A 25,262-nucleotide genomic window follows, 5' to 3' on the forward strand; every position below is an offset into this window, starting at 1 on the left:
GTTTACGTGACCACTGTGCGGCTGAACTCAGCAGATCCAGTCTCCATCGACACCGACGCGTTGATTGTCGGCTTCGGGCCGGGCAACACCCCCGCGTCGGGCGCCGAGTCCCTGGAAGCCGCCTTCGGCGGCAGGCTCGCCGGCTCGCTCGACGCCGTCGGGTTCTCCGGCAAGGCCGGGGAGCTGGTGAAGCTGCCGACGTTCGGCGCGATCGCGGCCCCGCTGCTGGTCGCCGTGGGCCTGGGCGACTCCCCCGACCTCGAGGGCCTGCGCCGCGCCGCCGGTGCCGCCGTGCGTTCCCTGGCCGGCACCTCCCGCGCCGCGCTCGCCCTGCCCGCGGACACCGCCGAGCAGGCCGAGGCCGTCGCGCTCGGCGGGCTGCTCGGGGCGTACGCCTTCTCCCGTTACCGCACGAACGGCGAGCAGAAGGCGCCGGTCGCCGAGCTCACGGTGGTCTCCGGCGAGTCCGGGCCCGCGGCCGAGCGGGCGAGCGTGCTGGCCGAGTCGGTCGCCCTGGTCCGCGACCTCGTCAACACGCCTCCCTCCGACCTGTGGCCGGCCAAGTTCGCCGAGCTGGCCGAGCAGGCGGGCGGCAAGGCCGGGCTGAGCGTCGAGGTGCTGGACGACAAGCAGCTCAAGGACGGCGGCTACGGCGGCATCGTCGGCGTCGGCCAGGGCTCGGCCAACCCGCCGCGCCTGGTCCGCCTGGCCTACAGCCACCCGGAGGCCGGCAAGACGCTCGCGTTCGTGGGCAAGGGCATCACGTTCGACTCGGGCGGCCTGTCGCTCAAGCCGGCGGCGTCCATGGACTGGATGAAGTCCGACATGGGCGGCGCGGCCGCCGTGCTCGGCGCGATGATCGGCATCGCCCGGCTCGGCCTGCCGGTCAACGCCGTCGGCTACCTCTGCCTGGCGGAGAACCTGCCGAGCGGCACCGCCCAGCGCCCCTCCGACGTCATCCACAGCTACAGCGGCAAGACCGTCGAGGTGCTCGACACCGACGCCGAGGGCCGCCTGGTGCTCATGGACGGCATCGCGCGCGCGGCCGAGGACGGCCCCGACGTGATCGTCGACGTCGCCACCCTCACGGGCGCCCAGATCGTCGCGCTCGGCTGGCGCACCGCCGGCATCATGGCCAACGACGACGCCGTCAGGGAGCTGGTGGTCGAGGCCGCCGGCGCCGCCGGCGAGAGCGCGTGGGGCATGCCGCTTCCGGAGGAGCTGCGCAAGGGTCTCGACTCGCCGATCGCCGACATCGCCAACCTCCACCCCGAGCGCTGGGGCGGCATGCTGGCGGCGGGAATCTTCCTGAAGGAGTTCGTGCCCGACGGGGTGCGCTGGGCCCACATCGACATGGCCGGGCCCGCCTTCAACAAGGGCGAGCCGTACGGTTACACCCCGAAGGGCGGCACCGGCGCCATCACCCGGACCCTGATCGGACTCGCAGAGCGGCACGCGAGCATCTGAAACAAATGAAAAGATGACGGCATCACGAACACCCCGACAAGGAGCACTCCTGTGGCCTATGACATCGTCGTCCTAGGGGGCGGCAGCGGCGGTTACGCCTGCGCGCTTCGGGCGGCTGAGCTGGGCAAGTCGGTCGCCCTGATCGAAAAGGACAAGATCGGCGGCACCTGCCTCCACAGGGGATGCATCCCCACGAAGGCCCTGCTGCACTCCGCCGAGGTCGCCGACGAGACCCGCGAGAGCGAGTCCTTCGGCGTCAAGGCGCGTTTCGAGGGCATCGACGTCCAGGGCGTCCACGCCTTCAAGGACAAGATCGTCACTCGCGCCTGGAAGGGCGTGCAGGGCCTGCTGAAGGGCGCGGGCGTGACGATCGTCGAGGGCGAGGGCCGCCTCGTCGGCGCCAACCGGATCCAGGTCGGCTCCGAGGTCTACGAGGGCCGCAACATCGTCCTGGCCACGGGCTCGGCCCCCAAGTCGCTGCCCGGCCTGGAGATCGACGGCGAGCGCGTCATCACCAGCGAGCACACGCTCAGGATGGACCGCGTGCCCACGTCCGTGATCGTGCTCGGCGGCGGCGTGATCGGCGTCGAGCTGGCCAGCGTCTACCGCTCGTTCGGGGCGGAGGTCACGATCGTCGAGGCGCTGCCGCACCTGCTGCCGACCGAGGAGGAGTCCAGCTCCAAGCTGCTGGAGCGGGCCTTCCGCCGCCGCGGCATCAAATACGAGCTCGGCGTCTTCTTCGACAGCGCCAAGACCACCGAGACGGGTGTGGTCGTCACGCTGGCCAACGGCAAGACCCTCGACGCCGAGCTGCTGCTCGTCGCGGTCGGCCGCGGCGCGGTGTCGGCGGGCATGGGCTTCGAGGAGCAGGGCATCGCCATCGAGCGCGGCGCGGTCGTGGTCGACGAGCACTGCCGCACGTCCGTGCCCGGCGTCTACGCCATCGGCGACCTGATCCCCACCCTGCAGCTGGCGCACGCCGGGTTCGCGGAGGGCATCATGGTGGCCGAGCACATCGCCGGTCTCAACCCGCCGCCCATCGACTACGCCGGCGTGCCGCGCATCACCTACTCCGACCCCGAGGTGGCCTCGGTCGGGATCACCTCGGCGCAGGCGGCCGAGCGCGGCATCGAGGTCGTCGAGCAGGTCTACGACCTCGCGGGCAACCCCAAGAGCCAGATCCTCGGCACCTCGGGCGCCGTGAAGGTCATCGCCCAGAAGGACGGCCCCGTCGTCGGTGTCCACATGGTGGGCAGGCGCATCGGGGAGCTCGTCACCGAAGGCCAGCTGATCTACAACTGGGAGGCGCTGCCCGCAGAGGTCGCCCAGCTCATCCACGCACACCCGACGCAGTCCGAGGCAGTCGGTGAGGCGATGCTGGCCCTGGCCGGCAAGCCGCTGCACGTACACAACTAGTCCAGCCCTCGAGATCAGAACGCGAGAGAAGAATAACGATGCCGGTCTCCGTACAGATGCCCCAGCTCGGCGAGAGCGTGACCGAGGGCACGGTAACCCGTTGGCTGAAGAAGGAGGGCGAGCGCGTCGAGGCCGACGAGCCGCTCCTCGAGGTGTCGACCGACAAGGTCGACACCGAGATCCCGTCGCCGTCCGCGGGTGTCCTCACCAAGATCGTCGTGGCCGAGGACGAGACGGTCGAGGTCGGGGCCGAGCTCGCCATCATCGACGAGAACGCCCAGCCGGGCGCCGCCGCTCCGGCACCGGAGGCGGCCCCCGCGCCGGCTCCCGAGCCCGAGCCGGAGCCCGAGCCCGCCCCCGCGCCGGCTCCCCCGGCCTCCTCCATCCCGCAGCCCGCTCCGGCGCAGCCCGCCCCGGCTCCCGCTCCGGCCCCCGCGCCTGCCCCGGCCCCCGCGCCGCAGGCCGCTCCCCCGGCGCAGCCGTCGCCGATCGCCACCACCCCGGCCGCCGAGCCCACGCCGCTGCCGTCCTCGGGTGACAGCCCCTATGTGACGCCGCTGGTGCGCAAGCTCGCCAACGAGCACGGCGTCGACCTCGACAGCATCAACGGCACCGGCGTGGGCGGCCGGATCCGCAAGCAGGACGTCCTCGAGGCCGCCAAGGCGCAGCGCGAGAAGGCCGTCGCGGCCCAGCCCGCGGCCCCGGCTCCCGCCGCCGCCCCGGCCGCCGCTCCGGCTCCCGCCGCGCAGGCCGCCCCGGTCGCCGCGGCTCCCGAGCCGGTGGAGGTCGACACGACGCTGCGCGGCCGTACGGAGAAGATGACGCGCCTGCGCCAGACGATCGCCAAGCGCATGGTCGAGTCGCTGCAGACGGCGGCGCAGCTCACCTCGGTCGTCGAGGTCGACGTGACGAGGATCGCGCAGCTGCGGGCGCGGGCGAAGGACGACTTCCTGCGCCGCGAGGGCGTGAAGCTGACCTTCACCCCGTTCTTCGCGATGGCCACGGTCGAGGCGCTCAAGCAGCACCCGAAGCTGAACGCCACGATCAACAACGAGACCAACGAGGTCACGTACTTCGACGTGGAGAACCTCGGCATGGCGGTCGACACCGAGCGCGGCCTGCTCGCGGCGGTCGTCAAGAACGCCGGCGACCTCAACCTGGCCGGTCTCGCCCGCAAGATCACCGACCTCGCCGAGCGCACCCGCAACAACCAGGTGACGCCCGACGAGATCACCGGCGGAACGTTCACGCTGACCAACACGGGCAGCCGGGGCGCGCTGTTCGACACGCCGATCCTCAACCAGCCGCAGGTCGGCATGCTCGGCACGGGCGCCGTCGTGAAGCGGCCGGTGGTGATCGACACGCCTGAGGGCGAGGTCATCGCGGTGCGGTCGATGGTCTACCTGGCGCTGACCTACGACCACCGGCTGGTCGACGGGGCCGACGCCGCTCGTTTCCTGACGACGATCAAGCGTCGTCTGGAGGAGGGCCGGTTCGAGGCCCAGCTCGGTCTCGCGTAAGGCGGATCGCTGATCGGCCGGGCGGCTCCTCGACGGGGCCGCCCGGCCTTTCGCCTGTTCGGGGGCGGGGCGGCGTAGTGTGAGTACATGGCGATCATCGTGACGGGTGCGTCGGGGTTGCTCGGGACGGCGCTGGTGGCGGCGCTGCGGGGCGAGGGGCGGGAGGTCGTCCGGCTCGTCCGCCGCCCGCCGCGCGGGGACGACGAGGCGTTCTGGCAGCCCGAGGAGCAGGTCGTGGACCTGGCCCCGCTGGAGGGCGCCGAGGCGGTCGTGCACCTGGCCGGGGCGTCGATCGCGGACCGGCGCTGGACCCCGGCCTACAAGCGCGAGCTCGTCACCAGCCGGGTCCAGGGCACGCGGGTGCTGGTCGACGCCCTGCGGGGGCTCTCCAAGCCGCCCGAGGTGTTCCTGTCGGCCTCGGGGGTGGACTTCTACGGCGACACCGGCGACCGGGTGATCGACGAGAGCCAGGGCAAGGGCAGCGGTTTCCTGGCCGACATGTGCGAGCAGTGGGAAGGCGAGGCGGAGCGGGCCGGGGAGGCGGGCATCAGGACCGTGCGGTCGCGTACGGGGCTGGTGCTGACCCGGAGCGGCGGGGCGCTCGGCCGGATGTTGCCGATCTTCCGGATCGGGCTGGGGGCGCCGCTCGGGTCGGGGAAGCAGTACTGGTCGTGGATCAGCGTGGACGACTGGGTGGGCGCCGCCCTACATGTGTTGAAAAATCGGGACATCGTGGGGGCGGTCAATTTCACCTCCCCCACGCCCGTCACCAACGCCGAGTTCACCAGGACGCTCGGAAAGGCCCTGCGCAGGGGCACGATGCCGATCCCCGTGCCGGCGTTCGCGCTGGCCGCCGGGCTCGGCGAGATGGCCCGCGAGACGCTGCTGCCGGGCCACCGCATCATGCCCGCCAAGCTGACCGCCGGCGGCTATCGCTTCTCCCATACGAGTCTCGACGAGGCGCTGCGCGCCGTACTGTAGGGTGCCGTCCGTTCTTCAGCAGGTGGGAGAATCTTGACATGAGCCGGTCAGGACAGTCACACATCCTCGCCATCGGAGGCGGATCGTTCCGCCCCAGCAGGCGCCACAACAGCATCGAGGCCAGCCTCCTGTTGCGCTACGGGCTCGACCTCACCGGGCAGGACCGGCCGAAGCTGGGGCTGGTGGCCACGGCGCTGGGCGACTCGTCCGACTGGGTGCTGAAGATGTACGGCGCCTTCGCGGGCTGGGACGTCGAGGTGAGCCATCTGACGGTCTTCCCGATGCCCAACGTCGCCGATCCGCGGGCCTGGATGCTCGAGCAGGACATGATCTACGTCAGCGGCGGCAGCGTGGCCAACCTGATGGCGTTGTGGCGGCTGCACGGGCTCGACGAGGCGTTCGAGGAGGCGTGGCGGTCCGGGGTGGTGCTGTCCGGGCAGAGCGCGGGCGCGCTGTGCTGGCACGTCGGGGGCAACACCGACTCCTTCGGGCCCGACCTGCGGGTGTGGGCCGAGGGGATGGCGCTGCTGCCCTACTCGTGCGGGGTGCACTACAACTCCGAGCCGCAGCGCCGGCCGCTGCTGCAGGAGTCGGTGGCCGCCGGCGAGCTGCCCGGCGGTTACGCCGCCGACGAGGGCGTCGGGCTGCACTACGTGGGCACCGAGTTCATCCAGGCGGTGAGCGTCGAGCCGGGCGCGCACGCCTACCGGCTGGAGAGCGAGGGTGCGGGAAGGGTAAAGGAGTTCAGGATCGAGCCACGTCTCCTGACCCCCTGATTACCCTTCAAGGGTGAGGGAACGGCACAATAGGCTCATGCGCCCCATCCACGGGGACGATCCCCACGCACTCGCCATCGTCCGCCTTGGTGTCGACGTTCCCTACGAGCAGGCCTGGTCGCTGCAGCGCTGGGTGCACGGCAAGCGGGCCGCCGGAGAGCTCACCGACACCGTCCTCGTCCTCGAGCACGCGCCCGTCTACACGGCGGGCAAGCGCACGGCCCCGCACGAGCGGCCGTCCGACGGCACCCCGGTCATCGACGTCGACCGGGGCGGGCGCCTGACCTGGCACGGCCCCGGGCAGCTCGTCGCCTATCCGATCGTGGCCGTCACCGACGTGGTGGCGTACGCCTGCCGCCTCGAGGAGACGATGATCCAGGTGTGCGCCGACTTCGGTGTCACGGCCCGGCGGGTGTCCGGCCGCGGCGGCGTGTGGGCCGCCGGCGACCCGGCGCTCGGCCTGCCCGACCGCCAGCTCGGCGCGGTCGGCCTGCGCGTCTCGCGCGGCGTGACCATGCACGGCTTCGCGCTCAACTGCGCCAACGACCCGCGCTGGTACAACCGCATCGCCCCGTGCGGCTTCCCCGACGTGGGCGTCTCGTCGCTGTCGGCGGAGACGGGCCGCCGCATCGTGGTCGAGGAGGTCATGCCGATCGCGGAGAAGCGGCTGGCGGAGGCGCTCGGCAAGGAGGCGTTCGAGCTCCACGAGGAGGACCTGCTCCGCGACAGCCCGCGCGGCCGTTGACGCGGGTGTCGACGCGGCCATTGACGGGGCCATTGACGGGGCCATTGACGGGGCCATTGACGGGGCCATTGACGGGGCCGGTAATCGAATCGGCATCCAACGGCAGCGGAATCGCGGAGATCCCGGGCTTACGATCGCCCGTGTGAAGCGCCTTTCCGCTCTCGTGCTCGCGCTCGTGGTCCACCTGCTGACGCTGGCCTTCGTGGTGCTGGGCGGGTGGATCATCATCCGGGCCCCCGGCTCGATCCTGTCGTGGCTCCTCGGCGCCGTGAGCCTGGCCATCGGCTGGGCGCTGCGGCCCAGCCTGGGCCGGTTGCCCGCCGACGCCGAGGTGCTCGACCGCGCCTCCGCCCCCGAGCTGTACGGGGCCGCGGACCGGGTGGCCGACCGGGTCGGCGTCAAGCGGCCCAGGAAGGTCGCGGTCGGCGACCTGGACCCGCACACCCGCTACGACCGGGTCGGCCTGGCGCGCACCCCCGTCCTGGTCGTCGGCCTGCCGCTGTGGCTGGCGCTGCCCCCCAAGCAGCGGGTGGCGGTGCTGGCCACGGCGTACGCGCGGCTGCCGACCGGCTCCGAGCGGGTGGTGAGCGAGGCCCTGGCCACGCTGGAGTCCTGGCGGGACGCCCTGCTGGGAGCGGCGGCGCCGCTGAAGGTCAGGGAGGAGGCGCAGACAACAATCGCGGCCTCGTCCCTGGGGGCGATGGACCACCCGGGCACCACGTACGAGGTGGCGGGCGCCTTCGGCCGCCTGGTCGGGCGGGTGCTGGGCGGCCCGGTGCTGCTGCTGCGCTACGTGCTGACCCGGCTGGCCCGGGCCGGTGAGAGCCGTACCCTGGCCAGGCAGCGGGCGCTGGCGGAGCGGGTGGCCACGGCGGAGGAGCTGGCCGAGCTGGAGGAGCTGGCGGCGGGCGGCTACCTGGCGCCGATGCAGGCGGCGGCGCTGCGCGGCGAGAGCGTGTCGTCGATCAGGCGCGACGCGCTGGCCAGATTCCAGCTCACCGACGACGGCGTGCTCCCCTCGCCCCCGCACTCCGAGCTGCTCGGCACCCGCGAGTCGGAGCGGATCGACGAGGAGTTGCAGGCCCACTACACCCGGGCGATCCGGGGTTTCGGGCTCATCTCCTGACCCTGGAACAGGCCGCTTCCCCAGGAGACGTAAGCTGAGAACGTGACCGTTGCTCCTGAAGGCCGCAAGCTCCTCCGCCTGGAGGTGCGTAACGCCGAAACCCCTATCGAGCGCAAGCCCCCGTGGATCAAGACCAAGCTGAGGACGGGCCCCGAATACACCGAGCTGAAATCGCTCGTGCGCCGGGAGGGCCTGCACACGGTCTGTGAAGAGGCGGGCTGTCCCAATATCTACGAGTGCTGGGAAGACCGCGAGGCGACCTTCCTCATCGGCGGCGACCAGTGCACGCGCCGCTGCGACTTCTGCCAGATCGACACCGGCAAGCCCAAGGAATACGACCGCGACGAGCCGCGCCGGGTGGCCGAGTCCGTCCAGCAGATGGGCCTGAAATACGCCACCGTGACCGGCGTGGCCCGCGACGACCTGCCCGACGGCGGCGCCTGGCTCTACGCCGAGACCGCGCGCCAGATCCACGCGCTGCTGCCCGACTGCGGCGTCGAGCTGCTGGTGCCCGACTTCAACGGCAACCGCGAGCAGCTGGAGGAGGTCTTCTCCAGCAAGCCCGAGGTGTTCGCGCACAACGTCGAGACGGTGCCGCGGATCTTCAAGCGCATCCGCCCGGCGTTCCGCTACGAGCGCTCGCTCGGCGTGATCACGATGGCCCGCGAGGCCGGGCTGGTCACCAAGTCCAACCTGATCCTGGGCATGGGCGAGACCCGCGAGGAGATCGTCGAGGCCATGCGCGACCTGCACGCGGCCGGCACCGACCTGCTGACGATCACCCAATACCTGCGGCCGACGCCGCGCCACCACCCGGTGGAGCGGTGGGTGAAGCCGGAGGAGTTCGTCGAGCTGCAGGCCGAGGCCGAGGCCATCGGGTTCGCCGGCGTGCTGTCCGGGCCGCTGGTGCGCTCGTCCTACCGGGCGGGCAAGCTCTACAAGCAGGCCATCGAGGCCCGCCAGACCGCCTGACCGGCAGATTTCAGCCCCGGGACGCCCGTCGTCCCGGGGCTGCTCCGTGCCGGGCCACTGCTTTGCCCGGTGCGCGGGGCCGGGCGGCGTGGCTACCATGGCAGCCCTGTCGACGAGGGGGAGCGACTCCGGCATGGCCGTTCTGATCCGCACCAGCGACTTACCCGCGAAGCGTCGCCACGAGGCGTGGCGCAGCATCGTGTGCGACACGCTCGGCCCCCTCGACCTGCGCATCGACCCCGACGCGCCGTTACGCGGCGAGATCGAGTTCGGCAAGCTCGGCGACGTGGGCGTCGGCCGGATCGACACCTCCACCCCCCACAGCGTGCACCGCACCTCGGGCCTGATCCGCCGCGAGAATCCCGGCCTCTACCGGGTGGTGCTCGCCCTGTCGGGCAGCCCCCGCCTGGCCCAGGACGGCCGCCAGACGCAGCTCAGCCGGGGCGAGTTCGCGATCTACGACTTCACCCGGCCCTACGAGCTGGCCTACGACTCGGCGGTGCGGCTCGCGGTGTTCAGCCTCCCGCACGACCAGCTCAGCGTGCCGATCGACGCGGTGGCGACGCTCGCCGCGCTGCCCATCGGGGCCGAGACGGGCGCCGCCGCGCTGGCCGTGCCGCTGCTGCGCCGGGTGGCCCTCGACCACGAGACCTACCGCCCCGGCAGCGCCGCGAGGTTGTCGACCGTGGTGACCGACCTGGTCAGCGCGGCCGTCGCCGAGCGCCTGGAGCTGACGCGGTCGCTGCCCGGCGACGCGCGGCAACGTACGCTGCTGCTGCAGGTGCACGCCTTCGTCGAGCAGCACCTGGGCGAGCTCGACCTCGACCCCGCGACCATCGCGGCGGCGCACCACATCTCCGTGCGTTACCTGCACCGGCTGTTCGAGTCGGAGAACACGACGGTGGCCGCCTGGATCAGGCAGCGCCGGCTCGAACGGTGCCGCACGGACCTGCTGGCGGGCGGCACCGAGTCCGTCAGCGTCGTCGGGGCCCGCTGGGGGCTGCCCGACTCGGCGCATTTCAGCAGGTTGTTCCGGCGCGCGTACGGGATGCCGCCCGCCGAGTACCGCCGCGCCAACACGGTGCTGACACGGTGAGCTGACGCTGTGAACTGACGCTGTGAACTGACACTGTGAACTGACACTGTGCGCTGAACGTCAATCCGCCTGGCGTCCAGATCCAAGACCGGCGGGCCCTTTCTCAGCAGACTGATGGTTGTCAGCGAATGAGAGAAGGGATCAGGAAATGCAGCTCTTCGTCAACCTTCCGGTCAAGGACATCGAGCGGTCGAAGCAGTTCTTCACCGACCTCGGCTTCACCCTGTTCGGCATGGCCGACAACATGGCGTCGGTGGTCATCAGCGAGCAGACGCAGGTCATGCTGCTGGCCGAGGACGCGTTCGCCTCGTACATCACCAAGGAGATCGGCGACGCCGGCAAGAGCACCGAGGCGATCCTGGTGCTGGGGCTGGAGAACCCGGCGCAGGTGGACGAGCTGGTGGACAAGGCTCTGGCGGCCGGGGCCACGCCGGCGGGCGTCAAGCAGGAGGACGGCGGGTTCCGCTACCAGCGCGGCTTCGCCGACCTCGACGGGCACCACTGGGAGGCGCTGTGCCTGGTGCAGCCGGCCCAATGAGCTCGTGCCCGGAGGAGTCCGTGAAGTCGGCCGACGGCACCGTCATCGCCTTCGACCGGCGCGGCGAGGGTCCGGCGGTCGTGCTGGTCCAGGGCGCGTTCGCGGAGCGGCGGCAGCCCATGATGACCGCCATCGCGAGCGCCCTGGCCCGGTGGTTCACGGTGTTCAGCTACGACCGCAGGGGCCGGGGCGGCAGCGGGGACACGCCTCCGTACGCGGTGGAGCGGGAGATCGAGGACCTGGCCGCCGTCGTGGCGGCGGCGGGCGGGTCGGCGATGGTGTTCGGCGGCTCGTCGGGGGCGGCGCTGGCCATGGAGGCGGCCGCCGTCCTCCCGGCGATCTCGAAGCTGGCCGTGTGGGAGCCGCCGTACCACGTGGACGAGAGCGCGCCCGCGCTCTCCCCGGGCTTCACGGCCGAGCTCGGCGCGCTGGTCGCGGCGGGCCGGCGGGCGGAGGTGGTGGAGCGGTTCATGGCGGCGGCCGGGGTGCCGCCGGAGGCCGTGGCCATGATGCGGGCCCAGCCGACCTGGGAACAGGCCGAGGCCGTCGCGCACACGCTGGTCTACGAGGCGGCCGTGCTGCGGGCCGGTGAGGAGCTGCCCGCGGCGCGGCTGGCCGCCATCGGGCAGCCGACGCTGGTGCTCAACGGGGCCGACAGCCCGGCGTGGATGGCGAAAGCGGGCGTGGCGGTGGCCGCGGCGGTGCCCGGGGCGGTGCTGCGGGTGCTGGAGGACCAGGCGCACAACGTGGCGCCGGAGGCGCTGGCGCCCGAGCTGCTGGAGTTCTTCGTGGCGGGGTGACGCTTTGCATTACGCAAAGGTCACAAACCTATCGAGCGCTCGGTTTCCTGGTGAACACTGTGGGGCGTGGACCTCGACGAACTGATCTCCCGGCTCGACCTCCCCACCAAGATCCGCCTGCTCACGGGGGCCGACATGTGGTCGCTGCCGCCGCTGCCCGAGATCGGGCTCGACGCGCTCGTGATGAGCGACGGGCCCATCGGCGTACGCGGCGGCCAGTGGCGCCCGGGCGACCCCTCGATCGCCCTGCCGAGCCCGACGGCGCTGGCCGCCACCTGGGACGTGGACCTGGTCAGGCGGGCCGGGCGGCTGCTGGCCCAGGAGGCGCGGCGCAAGGGCGTGCACGTCCTGCTCGCGCCCACGCTCAACCTGCACCGCTCGCCGCTCGGCGGCCGGCACTTCGAGTGCTTCTCCGAGGACCCGTTCCTCACGGGCGAGATCGGCGCCGCCTACGTCGAGGGCGTGCAGGAGGGCGGGGTCGCCACCACGCCCAAGCACTTCGTGGCCAACGACTCCGAGACCGACCGGTTCACCGTGGACGTCGTGGTGGCGGAGAGGACGCTGCGCGAGCTGTACCTGCGGCCGTTCGAGCGGGTGGTGGCGGCCGGGGCGTGGGGCCTCATGACCGCCTACAACGGCGTGAACGGCACCACCATGACCGAGCACGCGGACCTGGTGCACGGGGTGCTGAAGGGCGAGTGGGGGTTCGACGGGTGCGTCGTGTCCGACTGGACGGCGGTGCGCTCGACCGAGGCGGCCGCCCTCGGCGGCACGGACGTGGCCATGCCGGGGCCGAAGGGGCCGTGGGGAGGCCGGCTGGAGGCGGCCGTACGGGAGGGGCGGGTGCCGGAGTCGGCCGTGGACGATCGCGTACGCCGCGTCCTGCGCCTGGCCGAGCGGGTCGGCGCCCTGCGCGGCGCGCGGGAACGGCCCGTGGAGACGGCGGCCGTCGACGGGGTGGCGCTGGCCCGCGAGGTCGCCACCCGCGGCTCCACCCTGCTCACCAACGACGGCGTCCTGCCGTTCCGGGCCGATGCCACGATCGCGCTCATCGGGGCGGCCGCCCGGGAGGCGCGCGTCATGGGCGGCGGCAGCGCGCAGGTCTACCCCGGGCGCGTCGTCTCGCCGCTCGACGGGCTGGCCGGCCGGGCCGAGGTCCGGTACGCCGTGGGCACCGACCCGCGCATCCGCCTGGCACCGCTGCCCGGCCCCGTCACGGCGCTGTTCCTGGACGAGGCGGGCGAGGTGCTGTCCGAGCAGGCGCTGGCCGACGGCGAGGCGCGCTGGATGGGGCAGTTGCCGCCCGGCGTGGACGGTGAGCGGCTCAAGGCGGTCCGGCTGCGGGTGGCGTACCGGCCGGAGGTCTCCGGCGCGCACGAGCTGTCGGTGGCCGGCGTGGGCGCCTTCGACCTGACCGTGAACGGCGAGAGCGTCCTCGACGAGAGCATCGGCCTGGACGTCGGCGACCCGGCCGCGGCGTTCCTGGCGCCGCCCGAGCGCCGGGTGCGCGTGGCGATGGCGGCGGGCGGGACGTACGAGCTGGCCCTGACCCATCCGGCGAGCACGTTCGCCGGCATGACCTTCGTGTCCTTCACCCTCGGCCACGCCGACCCCGGCCCGGGCGAGGAGGAGCTGATGGCCGAGGCCGTGCGCGTGGCCGGCGAGTGCGACGTGGCGGTGGTCGTGGCCGCCACCACGCCTGAGGTGGAGAGCGAGGGGTTCGACCGCGCGGACCTCGTCCTGCCGGGCCGGCAGGACGAGCTGATCCGGGCGGTGGCCGCCGCCAACCCGCGGACGGTGGTCGTGGTCAACGCGGGCTCGCCGGTCGAGATGCCCTGGCTGGAGGAGGTGGCGGCGGTGCTGGTCACCTGGTTCCCGGGGCAGGAGGCGGGGGCGGCGCTGGCCGACGTGCTGTTCGGCGACGCCGAGCCGGGCGGGCGGCTGCCCACGACCTGGCACCGGCGGCTGGCGGACGCGCCGGTGACCTGCGTGACGCCGGTGGACGGGAAGCTGGCCTACGACGAGGGCGTCCGCATCGGATATCCGGCGTGCGAGGGGTTGTCGCCCGCGTTCTGGTTCGGGCACGGGCTGGGGTACACGACGTGGTCCTACGACTCGATCGCGGCCGAGGGCACCAGCGTTTCCGTGGCCGTCACCAACACCGGGACGCGCCCGGGGCGGGAGGTGGTGCAGATCTACGTCGAGGGCCGGCTGGCCGGGTTCGACGTGGTCGAGGCCGATCCGGGGCAGACCGTGATCACCACCGTGTTCCTCCCGGAGCGGGCCTTCCAGGTCTGGGAGAACGGCTGGCGTACGGTCGAGGGCGTGCACACGGTGCGGGCGGGCCGCAACGCGAGCGATCTTCCGCTGTCGGCAACGGTGAAGATGTAGTCACAACGGGAAAAACGACCGGGCCGCGTTTTCCATACTGCACCAGTTGGTTTGTATCCTTCTGAGCATGGCAAAGTCCGAGGATCCAGAGAAGCCGGGGCGCATCAAGCAGCTCCGCATGATCGCGCAGATCATCAAGCAGGCCAACCCCAAGGGAATGCCGATCGTCTTCCTCTCGGCGGTGGGCACGCTGGCTGTGGTCGTCGTGATCGGCCTGGTCACGGACTACCTGTGGTATTCGGTGTTCATCGGCGTGCTGGCCGCGTTCACCGTCGGGCTGGTGGTGTTCGGTCAGCTCGCGCAGCGGGCCCAATACTCGATCCTGCACGGCCAGACCGGCGCGGCGGCGGCCGTGCTGCAGGGCATGCGGGGCAACTGGCAGGTCACCCCGGCCATCGCGGTCAACCGTGACCAGGACCTGATCCACCTCGTGGTCGGCTACCCGGGCGTCGTGCTGGTGTCCGAGGGGCCGGGCAACCGGGTGGCGAAGATGCTGACGGCCGAGAAGAAGCGGATCGCGCGGGTGGTGCTGGGCGTCGAGATCTACGACGTGCAGTGCGGCGACGGCGAGGGGCAGGTGCCGCTCGGCAAGCTGCAGCGGCACATCATGAAGCTGCCGCGCAACCTGAAGAAGCCCTCGGTCAACGAGGTCAAGGACCGCCTGCGCTCGCTGCCGCGGAACATGCCGATGCCCAAGGGCCCGATGCCCAAGGGCGCCCGCATCCCGCGCGGCCCCAAGATGCGCTAGTGCTGTCGGCTTCGTCGCGGGCCAACCGCGGCTGGTGGGACGGCAACGCCGACGACTACCAGGTCGAGCACGGCGGGTTCCTGCGCGACAGCGGGTTCGTCTGGGGGCCCGAGGGCGTGGACGAGTCCGAGGCGCGCCTGCTCGGCGAGGTGGACGGCCGGCGGGTGCTGGAGATCGGCTGCGGTGCCGCCCAGTGCGCGCGGTGGCTGGTGACGCGGGGTGCGGAGGTGGTGGCGTTCGACATCTCGCACCGCCAGCTCCGCCACTCCCAGCGCATCGACCTGGAGACCGGCCTGCGCGTTCCCGTGGTGCAGGCCGACGCCGAGGTGCTGCCGTTCGCCGGCGGCTCCTTCGACGTGGCCTGCTCCGCGTACGGGGCGCTGCCGTTCGTGGCCGACCCCCTGGCCGTCTTCCGCGAGGTGCGCAGGGTGCTGCGGCCGGGCGGGCGGTTCGTGTTCTCGGTGAGCCATCCGATCCGGTGGGCGTTCCCCGACGATCCGGGGCCGCGGGGGCTGACCTCCGACCGGTCCTACTTCGACCGGTCCCCGTACGAGGAGCGCGACGAGCGGGGCGAGCTCATGTACGTCGAGCACCACCACACGATGGCCGACTGGGTGAACCTGCTGGCGGCCTCCGGCCTGACGATCACCGGGCTGCTGGAGCCCGAGTGGCCCGAGGGGCACGAGCGGGCGTGGGGCGGCTGGAGCCCGCTGCGCGGCCGCCACCTCCCCGGCACGGCCATCTTCAGCTGCGCGAATATCTAGCCGCCATGGCGTGGAAGACCTCCTTGGGCTCCCACGCCCTCTCGTCGAGCATCCTGACCACGCCGTACGCCCCGAGGTCGGCCCCGCCCGGCCGGTTGTAGGCCGCCCAGGTGAACCACAGCGCCGTCTCGACGCCCTCCCGCTCGAAGAGGTCGACCAGCTCTTCGAGGTAGCGGACCTGCTCACCCTCGTCACGCACCGCGCCGTCCGGCACGGACCAGGCCATGCCGCCCAGCTCCCCCGCCCCCGTGTACGCGCAGGTGCCGAACTCGGTGACCGCGACCGGCTTGCCGTGCTTGAAGTGGGCGCGCAGCTCCTCGGTGAAGGTGTCCTTGTTGTACGCCGCCCGGTAGGCGTCCGTGCCGACCAGGTCGAACGGGGCCCAGTCGACGTCCTCCCACGGCCCCGAGGCGTAGGTGATCCGGCCGCCGAACCGGGCCCTGGCCACCTCCGCCGCCTCGCCCAGGAAGTCGTTGAAGCGCCGCATCACGGGCCCCAGCGAGGTCCACCAGTCCAGGTCGGCCGTGCCCATCCGCGTCAGCCGGTCCATGTAGCCGTCGCCGGGGATGTAACCGGGGCAGAAGGCGCTGGTCTCGCAGCCGGTGACGAGGACGACCTCGGCGCCGGTCCGGCGGACGGCCTCGGCGCGCTCGGCGCAGTCGGCGTACAGGGAGAGGGTCTCCTCGGCCGGGACGTCCACCGGGAACGGCGCGAACCAGACCTCCAGGCCCGCCGCGGCGGCGTGCTCGGCGGCCACGCTCAGCCGCTCGGGGTCCCCGCCCGAGACCCGGACGACCCGGCAGTGCAGCTCGTCGGCGATGACCCGCATCTCGCGGGCGACGGTGCCGGCGTCGAACACCTTGCGCGACCTCTCATCGCCCGGCAGGAATCCCGTGTCGTAGTTGATGCCCTTTTTCACGATTTTTCCCCTTTTATCAATGAGAAGCCATGTTCCAGGAGGTCGAAAGCCAGCTCGACCTCCTCCCCCAGCAGCCGTCCCGCCTCCTCCAGCGGCACCCCCGTGGAGAGCCGGTGGAAGAACGCCTCCTGCAGGGTCGTGACGGCGGCGGTGATCTGCGCGGCCATGATCTGGGGCGCGAGGCCGTGGCCCGGCATGGCCTCGGCGAGCGCGGTGGCCAGCTCGTAGCGCTGACCCATGTTCGTCTGGTGGACGCCCGCGAGCAGGGCCGGGCTGGCCGAGATCACCCGGACCCTGGTGATCATGCCCTCGACGTCCACCTCGCCCGTGTCCTGCCGGGCCATCCCCCGGTAGTGCTCGCGCAGGGCGTCGAGCGGCGACTGACCGGCCTCGCGCCCGGCCACGATCGCGGCCGTGTCGTCCTTGACGGCGTCGAGGACCAGGCACTCCTTGGACGGGAAGTAGTTGAACAGCGTGACCTTGGCGACCCCGGCCGCCTCGGCCACCTCGTTGACGGTCACGGCGTCGTAGCCGCGCTCGTCGAACAGCCGCAGCGCCACCTCGGAGATCCGCCGCCGGGTCTGCTCCTTCTTGCGCTCCCTGAGCCCCGCCATCATGCGGACAGCATAAACCGTACCGGGTACATTTTTGAACCCGGTACGGCTTTTTACCCGCTCAGCTACATCCGGACGACCATCGTGTTGGAGGCGCGGTCGTGCACCCCGCGATGGTCGCGGTCCCAGATCAGGGCGGGCACGGCCAGGGCGAGCAGCGCCGTACGCACCAGGACGGGCAGCAGCCGCGGGTCACCGCCGTCCATCGCGGCGACCCGGACGCCCATCAGCCGGTGCCCGAACGTCTGGCCCATGAACCCGACCAGGAGCAGGTACTGCAGCGCGAACACGACCACCGGCGCCCACGGCGACTCCGCCGGGTTCATCCGGAGCAGCAGCTGCACGACGACCCACGTGCAGATCATCCAGTCGATGACGAGCGCGCCGATCCGGCGCCCCCACCCGGCGATCGAACCGCTGCCCTCCTCGGGCAGCCCCAGGCGCTCTCCCGGGTATCCGAGATCGACCCCGGCGGATCTCACCCCACCCAGCCAGGTCTGCGTCCATCGAGGCTCGTTCCTGCTCATACCCTCAAAGGTAGCCGCTGCCAGGGCCGGTCCCGATTGTGACCCAACCGCGTCACAAGACGGACATCATGTACGCCATGCCACACGGGGATGACCTTGACCAGCGCTTCAACGAGCTGGTCGCGCAGATAGACGCCGACCAGCAGCGCAAGATGCGCGCGGCGGCGAAGAAGGGGGCCAGGCAGGCCCCGGAAGCCGTGTCCCGCCCCCCGCGCGAGACCCGTCCCGCCCGGACGCCGCGCCGGATCGGGCGGGCCTGGCTCGCCATGGCCGGGATCTCCTCGGTGATCGCGGCCGCCGGGGTCGTCATCACCCTCCGCCCCGACCTGCTCGCCGCCGCCGGCCCGGTGCCCGAGGAGACCATACCGGTGGCCGCGGCCCCCCTTCCGCCGGAGACCTCGGCCGCCACGGGTCCCGTGCCCGAGGAGACGCAGCCGGTGGCGACGGTGCCCGACGCCGCCAGGCCGTTCGAGGGCTCCAAGGCGGAGGGCTGGGCCGAGGGCGCCGCCGGTTTCGACATGCCCGAGGCCAAGGCGGTCGGCGGGCTGTCGAAGAAGGACGTGGCCAAGGGGATCGAGCGGACGCGCGAGCTACTGACGGCGGCCCTGCTCGACCGCAAGACGATCCTGGGCGGCAAGCCGGCGGCGTTCATGGAGCTGCTCCACCCCGAGGAGCGCGCCTGGTTCCGCAAGGGCCTGACCCGCAAGGGCGACAAGACCACCCGCGGATGGGTGACGAGCTTCGCCCCCAAGACGGCCGAGCTGGTCAGCGACGTGATCAAGGTGCACGGCAGGACGAAGCTGTCGTCGTTCAAGAAGGACGGGCGCACCGGCGCGAAGCTGGAGACCAACTACATCGTCGTCTACGCGATCCAGCGGCCCGGCCAGGCGGAGACGCTGACGCGGCTCGTCAAGCACCAGCGCGGCTCGGCGCTGGTGTACCGCGAGGCGGGCGAGACGGTCGTCTGGATCCAGAAGTGGGGCGGCAGCACGACCCCGGCCCGGTGTGACGTGAATGACGGGTACATCCACCCCTTCTACGACGACTCCGTGCCCGACAAGGTGGGTGCGGAAGGAACGCCGACAGACCCGTACGAGCTGGATGAACCCGAGCTCAAGGGTGACTGCGCCGCCTCGAAGGGAACGTGAACAACGTTCGACACACCGCTGCGTCGGACTGACGCTGCGTAACACGTGCGAAACAATCGAGACACCATACGGAAACGGCCAAGCCCTAGCGTCGGCATGATGGCCAGTCCCCAGGGAGGTTCGAGAGTGTTCAACTCCGCCGACGACGTCCTGAAGTTCATCAGTGACGAAGGGGTGCAGTTCGTCGATGTCAGGTTCACCGACCTGCCGGGGACGACGCACCACTTCACCTTCCCGGTTGAGAACTTCAGCGCGAGCGTCTTCACCGACGGACTCATGTTCGACGGCTCGTCGATCCGCGGATTCCAAGCGATCCACGAGTCCGACATGCTCCTGCTGCCCGACCCGACCAGCGCCGTGGTGGACCCGTTCCGCCAGCACAAGACGCTCAATCTGAACTTCTTCGTGCACGACCCGCTGACCGGCGAGGCCTACAGCCGCGACCCGCGCAACGTGGCTCGCAAGGCAGAGGAATTCCTCAAGGGCACGGGCATCGCCGACACGGTCTACTTCGGCCCCGAGGCCGAGTTCTACATCTTCGACGACGTGCGCTTCGAGACGAAGCAGAACGCCGGCTACTACTACATCGACTCCATCGAGGGCGCCTGGAACACCGGCAAGGCGACCGAGGGCGGCAACCTGGGCTACAAGCCGCGCTACAAGGGCGGCTACTTCCCGGTCCCGCCGATGGACCACTTCACCGACCTGCGCTCGGAGATGGTGCGCAACCTCATCGAGTGCGGCGTCGAGGTCGAGATGCAGCACCACGAGGTCGGCACGGCCGGTCAGGCGGAGATCGACTTCAAGTTCGGCACGCTGCTCAAGACCGCCGACAACCTGATGCTGTACAAGTACATCATCAAGAGCACGGCCATGGAGTACGGCCACACGGTCACGTTCATGCCCAAGCCGATCTTCGGTGACAACGGCTCCGGCATGCACTGCCACCAGTCGCTGTGGAAGGACGGCTCGCCGCTCTTCTACGACGAGGTCGGCTACGCGGGCCTGTCCGACACGGCCCGCTACTACATCGGCGGCCTGCTCAAGCACGCGCCGTCGCTGCTGGCCTTCACCAACCCGACGGTCAACTCCTACCACCGCCTGGTGCCCGGCTACGAAGCCCCGGTCAACCTGGTCTACTCGCAGCGCAACCGCTCGGCCTGCGTGCGCATCCCGATCACGGGTTCCAACCCGAAGGCCAAGCGCATCGAGTTCCGCGTCCCGGACCCGTCGTGCAACCCGTACTTCGCGTTCGCGGCGATGCTGATGGCCGGCATCGACGGCATCCGCAACAAGATCGAGCCGCCGGAGCCGGTCGACAAGGACCTCTACGAGTTGCCGCCGGAGGAGGCCCGCCAGGTGCCGCAGGTGCCGGGCTCGCTGACCGACGTGCTCAACGCCCTGGAGGCGGACCACGACTACCTGCTCGAGGGCGGCGTGTTCACGCCTGACCTGATCGAGACGTGGATCGCGTACAAGCGGGAGAACGAGGTCGACCCGATCCGGCTGCGGCCGCACCCGCACGAGTTCGAGCTGTACTACGACTGCTAGGCCGCACGCGTGACGGCCCGGGATCCGGCTCTGCCGGTCCCGGGCCGTTTCCGTGTCCGCCCGATCGCCCGCCCCAAACGTCCGCCCGATCATGCCCCGTGCGGGCTCACTCCCCCGTGAACTCGAAGCTCGGGGAGGACCGGGTCAGGATCGCGTGTTTCGGGGTGACCGGCCACAGGGCGTTCAGCTCGGCGGCGAGCGCGGACGTGAGGGACTCGATGTCCTTCCCGGCCGTGTCGTGCAGCGCCTCCGCGACGATCAGGACGTTCGCCGTCGTGTCGCGTACGGCCGAGAGGCCGCTCTGGCGGTTGGTCCAGCGGCGGGCGTGCGCCTGGCCCGCCGCGTCGGCGAAGATCACCTCCTTGGCGGGCGGGTGCTCCGTCTCGCCGGAGAAGGTGAGGTACGTCTCCTCGCCCGTGGCGTAGCCGACCTCCACGTAGCCCTCGATGCGGGAGACGTCGAAGACCGCGATCGGGACGGCGTAGGCGATGGAGACGGCGTTGCACAGGTCGATCAGGGGATGGAGCCGGGGCAGCGCCCCCTCCTTCCTGAAGCGGCGCAGCAGGGACTCCGACGCGCATCTGTACTGGGTCGGCTTGAGGCCCATCCGGGAGAAGGCGCGGCGCCACGCCTGGATCTCCGGGAGCTCGCCCTCGGAGGCGGCCGCGAGGCGGGCGGCGGCGACCTCGCCGTAGGCGGCGATCCGGGCGTCCGGGACGGCGTCCGCCGTGATGCCCTCGGCGTGGAGCGCCGCCGGGACGAGCTCGGGGAAGTCTCTCCAGATGTCGTCCGAGTGCTGGAAACGCATGGCTCTCACTCCGCGAGGCGGCTTACGGATCTTCTCTGGAAGCCTACAGCGCCGTAGGCGGCGCAGGTCACCGCCGTGAGGACGGACGCGGTCAGGAGCGGGTCGGCGTGGGTGAGGCCGCCGAGGACGGCCACGCCCAGGGTCGCGCCGACCTGGCGGGAGGCGTTCAGTACGCCGCCGGCCGTCCCGGCGGTGCCGGGAGGCGCCCCCGCGATCATGCCCGCCATCAGGGCGGGGAAGCAGAACGACAGGCCGAGGCCCATCACGGCCAGCCACACCGGGAGGCCGCCGACGAGTGCCGCCCCGGCCAGGCCCGCCGCGAGCAGGGCCAGGCCGGCCAGGATCGGGGGGCGGGCGCCGTGGCGGGCGACGATCCGGCCGGTGAGCACGGGGTTGACGACCATGGGCAGGGTGAGCGGGAGGAAGGCCAGGCCGGTCGCCATCGGGGAGAGGTGGCGGGTGTCCTGGAGGAGGAGGGTCAGGACGAACAGGGCGCCGGAGAAGGCGAAGTTCGCGACGGCGCCGGCGAGGAGCTCGGGCCAGGTGGCGGAGAGGAGGCCCGGAGGGATGGCCGCGCCGCGGTGGGGTTCGGCGGGCGGCTTCGGGCGGGCCGGCGTGGCGGTGCGGCGTTCGATGGCGATCAGGGACGCCAGGGCGATCAGGGACAGGGCCGCGGCCGGGAGGGAGGCGTCCGTCAGCGCCTCGGCCAGCAGGCCCAGGAAGGCGCACATCAGGCCCTGCGCGTACCAGTCGATCCGGCGTGTCCCGCGCGGCGAGCGGATCCGCGCCACGGCCAGCAGGCTGACGAGGGCGACGGGCGGGTTGATCAGGAAGACGGCGCGCCAGCCGTACAGGTCCACCAGCAGGCCGCCCAGCAGCGGGCCCGCCGCCAGGGCCGTGCCGGTGACGGAGGCCCACACGCCCGTCGCGCGGGCCCGGGCGGCCGGGGACGGGTACAGCTCGGCGATCAGCCCGAGCGAGCCGCCCAGGCACAGCGCGCCCGCCACGCCGAGCAGGGCGCGCAGCGCGACCAGCACCCCGAGGTGCGGGGCCGCCGCGCTCAGCAGCGAGAGCACCCCGAACGCCGCCACCCCGGCCTTGAACACCCTGGCCGCCCCGTACCGGTCGGCCACCGCTCCCCCGGTCAGCAGGGAGGCGGCGAAGGCGACGGTGTAGGCGTTCACGGCCCACTGCTGGCCGGCCACGGAGCCGCCGAGCGAGGCGCGCAGGTCCGGCAGGGCGATCGTGAGCACGGTCGTGTCCAGGAGCACGAGGAAGTAGGCGAGGGAGAAACCGGCAAGCTTCATGAGGTTCAGCCTGCGCAAACGCGATATGTCCACTCAACAGGCGCATCCGCACGGGGCATTCGGGAAAACCGTCGGCACCCGCGCCCGCGTCGCGACGTAGTCTCGCGCCATGGAGCATCGATCCCCGCTGATCACGCACGTCTCCTGGGGCCGGATGGTGGTCGAGGGCCTCGGCGAGGGCAAGGACTTCAAGCTCTACCCTGGCGGCGGGCGGCCCTGGGACTGGAACGAGACCGGCACCAGGCACAGGCCCGGCATCCAGCCCGCGGACGTGCGGGAGCTGCTCGACCACGGCAGCCAGGCGATCGTCCTGTCCCGGGGCATGGAGCTGGTCCTGGAGACGTGCCCCGAGACGCTGGAGCTGCTGAAGGGGAAGGGCGTGGAGGTGTACGTGGAGGAGACGACCGCCGCCGTCCAGCGGTACAACTCGCTCGCCGGGACCGTCCCGGTCGGCGGTCTGTTCCACTCCACCTGCTGACCGGGGGCACGCGCGGACGGCGCATCGTGGCGGAACCGTATGCTGGCGGGCGTGGAGCTGCGTCATGTGCGGGTGTTCGTGGCGGTCGCGCGGGCCGGGACCGTGGTGGGGGCCGCCAACGACCTCGGGCTCGCCCCGGCGTCGGTCTCCGAGCAGGTGCGGCGGCTGGAAAGCGGTCTCGGGGTCGCGCTGTTCGAGCGGACCCCTCAGGGGATGGTGCTGACCGGCCACGGGCGCGCGCTGCTGGAGCGGGCGCAGGGGCTGCTGGACCACGCGGAGGACGTACGCAGGGCCGTCACCGGGCAGCGGCGGCGGGTCACGGTCGGCGCCCTCGAGACGCTGGCCGCCACCCGGCTGCCGGGCGTGGTGCGCCGCCTGGCGGAGCGCCGGCCCGACCTGGACGTGGACGTGCGCACGCTGGGCAGGAAGGAGCTGCTGGCCGAGGTCGCCGGCGGCGGGCTGGACGCGGCGCTGCTGCTCGACTCCGGGATGCGGGTCGGCACGCTCGGCTTCGCGGCCCCGCCGGGGCTGGACTTCCTCGACGTGGGCGAGGTCGCGCTGCGGCTGGTCGCGGCCCCCGGCGTCGCCGCCCCCGGCATGGGCCCGCGCCGGAACGGGAGGCCTGGAGCCGATGCCGGCACGCTGCTGGTGTCGCCGCCGGAGTGCTCGATCCGGATGGCGGTGGAGCGGATGTTCGGGGCAGAGGTGCCGCGGCGGGAGCTGACCAGCATCGCGACCGCCCGGGAGTGGGCCAGGCAGGGGCTGGGGAGGTCGCTGCTGCCGGACTTCGCGGTGGACGGCGACCTGGCGTCTGGGGCGCTGGTGGCGCTCGACGACGCCTCCCCCGCGCCGACGCTGGCCCTCCGCCTGGTCTGGCTGCGCGGACGGGAGCCCGGCCTGCGCGATGTCCTGTACGCGATGAGCGCCTGACCCGGGAACCCCTTCCGGCGCTTGAGGCGGGCTTACGGGCGCTTGAGGCGGTAGACCACATGGCGCAGGATGGGGCTGTCGCGCGCCACCCACGGATGGTCGAAGTCCTCGGCCGCGTCGTGCGTCATCCCGAGCCGCTCCATCACCGCCCGGGACCGCGTGTTGCCGACGGCCGTCATGGAGATGATCTCGTCGAGGCCCGCCTCCTCGAACCCGTGGGTGAGGGCCCGCCGGGCCGCCTCCGTCGCGTACCCCTGGCCCCAGGCCGAGCGCGCCAGCCGCCACCCGATCTCCACCGCGGGCAGGAACGGCGCGTCGAACGTCTGCAGCACCAGCCCCGTGAACCCGATGAACCGGCCGCTCGCCCGCTCCTCCAGCGCCCACAGCCCGTAGCCGAACACCCCGAAGTCCCGCTCGATCCGGTCCACCATGGCGTCGCTCTGCCCGCGGGTGAGCCGGTTGGGGAAGTGGCGCATCACCTCCGGATCGGCGTTCAGCTCGGCGAAGGGGGCCCGGTCGGTGTCGCGCCACCGGCGCATGATCAGCCGCTCTGTCTCCATCAGGCCAACGATAGTGCGGCGACGAGATCGGGGAGGCGGCCGGTCGCGGCGGCCAGGGCAAGCGGGTCCTGGTATTCCCGCCAGTGCGCGATCTGGCCGCCGCGGGCCCTGAGCACGCCGGCGAACGGGGCTGACACGCGCTGCCCGGTGCCGGGGAGGGTGGCGCCCAGCTCGTACTCGACGATGATCACGTCGGGGTCGGCGGTGTCGTGGACGACCAGGCCGTGCATCTCCAGCCGGAACGGCAGCGCGGCCCGCCCGGCGCGGGCGTACTCGAGGAACGCCTGCCGCCCCTCGAAGCGGCGCGGCGCGCCGGGCGGCGCGAACGGCGTCTCCACGACGACGTCCTCCGCCCACAGCTCCTCCGCCACCGGGTCGCCGGTCAGCTCCTGTCGCAGCCGGTCGAACACCTCGCGTGCGCTCATCGCTGACTCCCTTCTAAGATGAGTCTCCACTCACGATTGGAAACATAATGAGTCGTCACTCATCTTGTCAACGGGAGCCCCGCCGATGACCCAGCTGCGCGCCGACGCCCGGCGCAACCGCGAGCGCATCCTGGCCGCCGCCGAGGCCGTCTTCGCCGAGCGGGGCGCCTCCGCCTCGACGGAGGAGGTCGCCGCGCGGGCGGGGGTGGCGATCGGGACCGTGTTCCGGCACTTCCCCACCAAGAACGACCTGCTCGGCGCGATCGTCAAGGCGCTGCTCCACCGGCTGACCGAGGAGGCCGCGAGACAGGCCGGGGCGGGCGCCCCGGAGACCGCGCTGTTCTCCTTCTTCACGCACGTGGTGGAGGAGGCGGCGGCCCGCAGGACCGTGGCCGCGCTGCTGTCGGGCGGCGGGGTGGACGTACGCGTGGACAAGCCGCTGACGCAGCTGGAGGAGCCGGTCGGCACGCTGCTGCGCCGCGCCCAGGAGGCCGGCGCGGTCCGCGCGGACGTGCGGCCGGACGAGGTGATGGCCCTGCTCGCCGCCGCCTCCCAGGCCGCCCTGCTCGGCGGCTGGACCCCGGACCTGCGGGACCGCACGCTGCGGATCGTCTTCGAGGGGCTCGGAGCACGCGGCTGAGGAACGCCTTCGTAC

At 72.0% G+C, this 25,262-nt stretch carries 26 protein-coding genes; 19 read left to right on the plus strand and 7 right to left on the minus strand.

Annotated elements, in window-relative coordinates:
* Window positions 1–6 precede the first annotated feature (6 nt).
* The 14 genes from ACTWPW_RS01780 (at window position 7) to ACTWPW_RS01845 (ending at window position 15,340) form a co-directional block, all read left to right on the plus strand.
* On the plus strand, window positions 7–1,467 hold the full coding sequence (locus tag ACTWPW_RS01780) for a leucyl aminopeptidase (protein ID WP_443167759.1): 1,461 nt from the start codon (window positions 7–9) through the stop codon (window positions 1,465–1,467).
* A 51-nt stretch (window positions 1,468–1,518) separates the two neighbouring features.
* Window positions 1,519–2,883 (plus strand): dihydrolipoyl dehydrogenase, encoded by a 1,365-nt coding sequence (lpdA, locus tag ACTWPW_RS01785; RefSeq protein WP_364113519.1) that lies wholly within the window; start codon window positions 1,519–1,521, stop codon window positions 2,881–2,883.
* Window positions 2,884–2,921: 38 nt separating this feature from the next.
* A complete protein-coding gene (sucB, locus tag ACTWPW_RS01790) occupies window positions 2,922–4,403 on the plus strand; it encodes a 2-oxoglutarate dehydrogenase, E2 component, dihydrolipoamide succinyltransferase (RefSeq protein WP_375109105.1) in 1,482 nt (493 codons plus the stop codon).
* Between the two features lie 87 nt (window positions 4,404–4,490).
* Window positions 4,491–5,384, plus strand: a complete 894-nt coding sequence (locus tag ACTWPW_RS01795) for a TIGR01777 family oxidoreductase (RefSeq protein WP_375109104.1) — start codon at window positions 4,491–4,493, stop codon at window positions 5,382–5,384.
* Window positions 5,385–5,422: 38 nt separating this feature from the next.
* Window positions 5,423–6,160, plus strand: a complete 738-nt coding sequence (locus ACTWPW_RS01800; RefSeq protein ID WP_375109103.1) for a Type 1 glutamine amidotransferase-like domain-containing protein — start codon at window positions 5,423–5,425, stop codon at window positions 6,158–6,160.
* 37 nt (window positions 6,161–6,197) lie between these two features.
* A complete protein-coding gene (gene lipB, locus ACTWPW_RS01805) occupies window positions 6,198–6,905 on the plus strand; it encodes a lipoyl(octanoyl) transferase LipB (RefSeq protein WP_375109102.1) in 708 nt (235 codons plus the stop codon).
* A gap of 142 nt (window positions 6,906–7,047) precedes the next feature.
* Window positions 7,048–8,031 (plus strand): M48 family metallopeptidase, encoded by a 984-nt coding sequence (locus tag ACTWPW_RS01810; RefSeq protein WP_375109101.1) that lies wholly within the window; start codon window positions 7,048–7,050, stop codon window positions 8,029–8,031.
* 42 nt (window positions 8,032–8,073) lie between these two features.
* A complete protein-coding gene (gene lipA, locus ACTWPW_RS01815; RefSeq protein ID WP_375109100.1) occupies window positions 8,074–9,003 on the plus strand; it encodes a lipoyl synthase in 930 nt (309 codons plus the stop codon).
* Window positions 9,004–9,136: 133 nt separating this feature from the next.
* Window positions 9,137–10,099 carry an AraC-like ligand-binding domain-containing protein gene (locus tag ACTWPW_RS01820; protein ID WP_443167760.1) on the plus strand — a complete coding sequence of 321 codons (963 nt, stop codon included), beginning with the start codon at window positions 9,137–9,139 and terminating at the stop codon, window positions 10,097–10,099.
* Between the two features lie 148 nt (window positions 10,100–10,247).
* On the plus strand, window positions 10,248–10,637 hold the full coding sequence (locus ACTWPW_RS01825) for a VOC family protein (protein ID WP_375109098.1): 390 nt from the start codon (window positions 10,248–10,250) through the stop codon (window positions 10,635–10,637).
* Between the two features lie 20 nt (window positions 10,638–10,657).
* A complete protein-coding gene (locus tag ACTWPW_RS01830; protein WP_443167761.1) occupies window positions 10,658–11,437 on the plus strand; it encodes an alpha/beta fold hydrolase in 780 nt (259 codons plus the stop codon).
* Window positions 11,438–11,503: 66 nt separating this feature from the next.
* Window positions 11,504–13,828 carry a glycoside hydrolase family 3 C-terminal domain-containing protein gene (locus ACTWPW_RS01835; protein WP_443167762.1) on the plus strand — a complete coding sequence of 775 codons (2,325 nt, stop codon included), beginning with the start codon at window positions 11,504–11,506 and terminating at the stop codon, window positions 13,826–13,828.
* 67 nt (window positions 13,829–13,895) lie between these two features.
* The gene (locus ACTWPW_RS01840) at window positions 13,896–14,576 is read left to right on the plus strand and encodes a DUF4191 domain-containing protein (RefSeq protein WP_364113541.1); all 681 of its coding nucleotides are present in this window, start codon (window positions 13,896–13,898) and stop codon (window positions 14,574–14,576) included.
* Window positions 14,576–15,340 (plus strand): class I SAM-dependent methyltransferase, encoded by a 765-nt coding sequence (locus ACTWPW_RS01845; RefSeq protein WP_443167763.1) that lies wholly within the window; start codon window positions 14,576–14,578, stop codon window positions 15,338–15,340. Before ACTWPW_RS01840 ends, ACTWPW_RS01845 begins: the two co-directional genes overlap by 1 nt.
* Here ACTWPW_RS01845 and ACTWPW_RS01850 read toward each other — a convergent pair.
* From ACTWPW_RS01850 to ACTWPW_RS01860, 3 genes are all read right to left on the minus strand, one after another.
* Window positions 15,321–16,259, minus strand: coding sequence for a hypothetical protein (locus tag ACTWPW_RS01850; protein ID WP_375109095.1), 939 nt, complete (start codon window positions 16,257–16,259; stop codon window positions 15,321–15,323). The two genes, ACTWPW_RS01845 and ACTWPW_RS01850, sit on opposite strands and share 20 nt — an antisense overlap.
* Entirely contained in the window at window positions 16,256–16,876 is a 621-nt protein-coding gene (locus ACTWPW_RS01855) for a TetR/AcrR family transcriptional regulator (protein WP_375109094.1), read from the minus strand. The genes ACTWPW_RS01850 and ACTWPW_RS01855 overlap by 4 nt, the downstream gene beginning before the upstream one ends.
* Before the next feature lie 62 nt (window positions 16,877–16,938).
* Window positions 16,939–17,400, minus strand: coding sequence for an RDD family protein (locus ACTWPW_RS01860; protein ID WP_364113549.1), 462 nt, complete (start codon window positions 17,398–17,400; stop codon window positions 16,939–16,941).
* 77 nt (window positions 17,401–17,477) lie between these two features.
* On the opposite strand from ACTWPW_RS01860, the gene ACTWPW_RS01865 reads away from it, so the two are divergent.
* Together ACTWPW_RS01865 and glnA are read left to right on the plus strand one after the other, a co-directional pair.
* Window positions 17,478–18,548, plus strand: coding sequence for a hypothetical protein (locus ACTWPW_RS01865; protein WP_375109093.1), 1,071 nt, complete (start codon window positions 17,478–17,480; stop codon window positions 18,546–18,548).
* Between the two features lie 126 nt (window positions 18,549–18,674).
* On the plus strand, window positions 18,675–20,099 hold the full coding sequence (gene glnA / locus ACTWPW_RS01870; RefSeq protein WP_364113553.1) for a type I glutamate--ammonia ligase: 1,425 nt from the start codon (window positions 18,675–18,677) through the stop codon (window positions 20,097–20,099).
* 106 nt (window positions 20,100–20,205) lie between these two features.
* Here glnA and ACTWPW_RS01875 read toward each other — a convergent pair whose 3' ends face one another.
* Together ACTWPW_RS01875 and ACTWPW_RS01880 are read right to left on the minus strand one after the other, a co-directional pair.
* The gene (locus ACTWPW_RS01875; RefSeq protein ID WP_375109092.1) at window positions 20,206–20,907 is read right to left on the minus strand and encodes a B3/B4 domain-containing protein; all 702 of its coding nucleotides are present in this window, start codon (window positions 20,905–20,907) and stop codon (window positions 20,206–20,208) included.
* A gap of 5 nt (window positions 20,908–20,912) precedes the next feature.
* Window positions 20,913–22,214 carry an MFS transporter gene (locus ACTWPW_RS01880; protein WP_443167764.1) on the minus strand — a complete coding sequence of 434 codons (1,302 nt, stop codon included), beginning with the start codon at window positions 22,212–22,214 and terminating at the stop codon, window positions 20,913–20,915.
* Window positions 22,215–22,323: 109 nt separating this feature from the next.
* Between ACTWPW_RS01880 and ACTWPW_RS01885 the strand changes: the two genes are divergently transcribed.
* The gene (locus ACTWPW_RS01885; RefSeq protein WP_364113559.1) at window positions 22,324–22,692 is read left to right on the plus strand and encodes an Mth938-like domain-containing protein; all 369 of its coding nucleotides are present in this window, start codon (window positions 22,324–22,326) and stop codon (window positions 22,690–22,692) included.
* Window positions 22,693–22,743: 51 nt separating this feature from the next.
* On the plus strand, window positions 22,744–23,622 hold the full coding sequence (locus tag ACTWPW_RS01890; protein WP_443167765.1) for a LysR family transcriptional regulator: 879 nt from the start codon (window positions 22,744–22,746) through the stop codon (window positions 23,620–23,622).
* Window positions 23,623–23,654: 32 nt separating this feature from the next.
* Here ACTWPW_RS01890 and ACTWPW_RS01895 read toward each other — a convergent pair whose 3' ends face one another.
* Together ACTWPW_RS01895 and ACTWPW_RS01900 are read right to left on the minus strand one after the other, a co-directional pair.
* Complete coding sequence (locus ACTWPW_RS01895) at window positions 23,655–24,182, minus strand: GNAT family N-acetyltransferase (protein ID WP_375109088.1); 528 nt, start codon at window positions 24,180–24,182, stop codon at window positions 23,655–23,657.
* Window positions 24,182–24,607, minus strand: coding sequence for a nuclear transport factor 2 family protein (locus tag ACTWPW_RS01900; RefSeq protein ID WP_443167766.1), 426 nt, complete (start codon window positions 24,605–24,607; stop codon window positions 24,182–24,184). The genes ACTWPW_RS01895 and ACTWPW_RS01900 overlap by 1 nt, the downstream gene beginning before the upstream one ends.
* Window positions 24,608–24,692: 85 nt before the next feature.
* Between ACTWPW_RS01900 and ACTWPW_RS01905 the strand changes: the two genes are divergently transcribed.
* Window positions 24,693–25,247 (plus strand): TetR/AcrR family transcriptional regulator, encoded by a 555-nt coding sequence (locus ACTWPW_RS01905; protein WP_443167767.1) that lies wholly within the window; start codon window positions 24,693–24,695, stop codon window positions 25,245–25,247.
* Window positions 25,248–25,262: the final 15 nt, after the last annotated feature.

The sequence above is a fragment of the Nonomuraea sp. KM90 genome (genome assembly GCF_052246675.1).
GTDB lineage: Bacteria > Actinomycetota > Actinomycetes > Streptosporangiales > Streptosporangiaceae > Nonomuraea.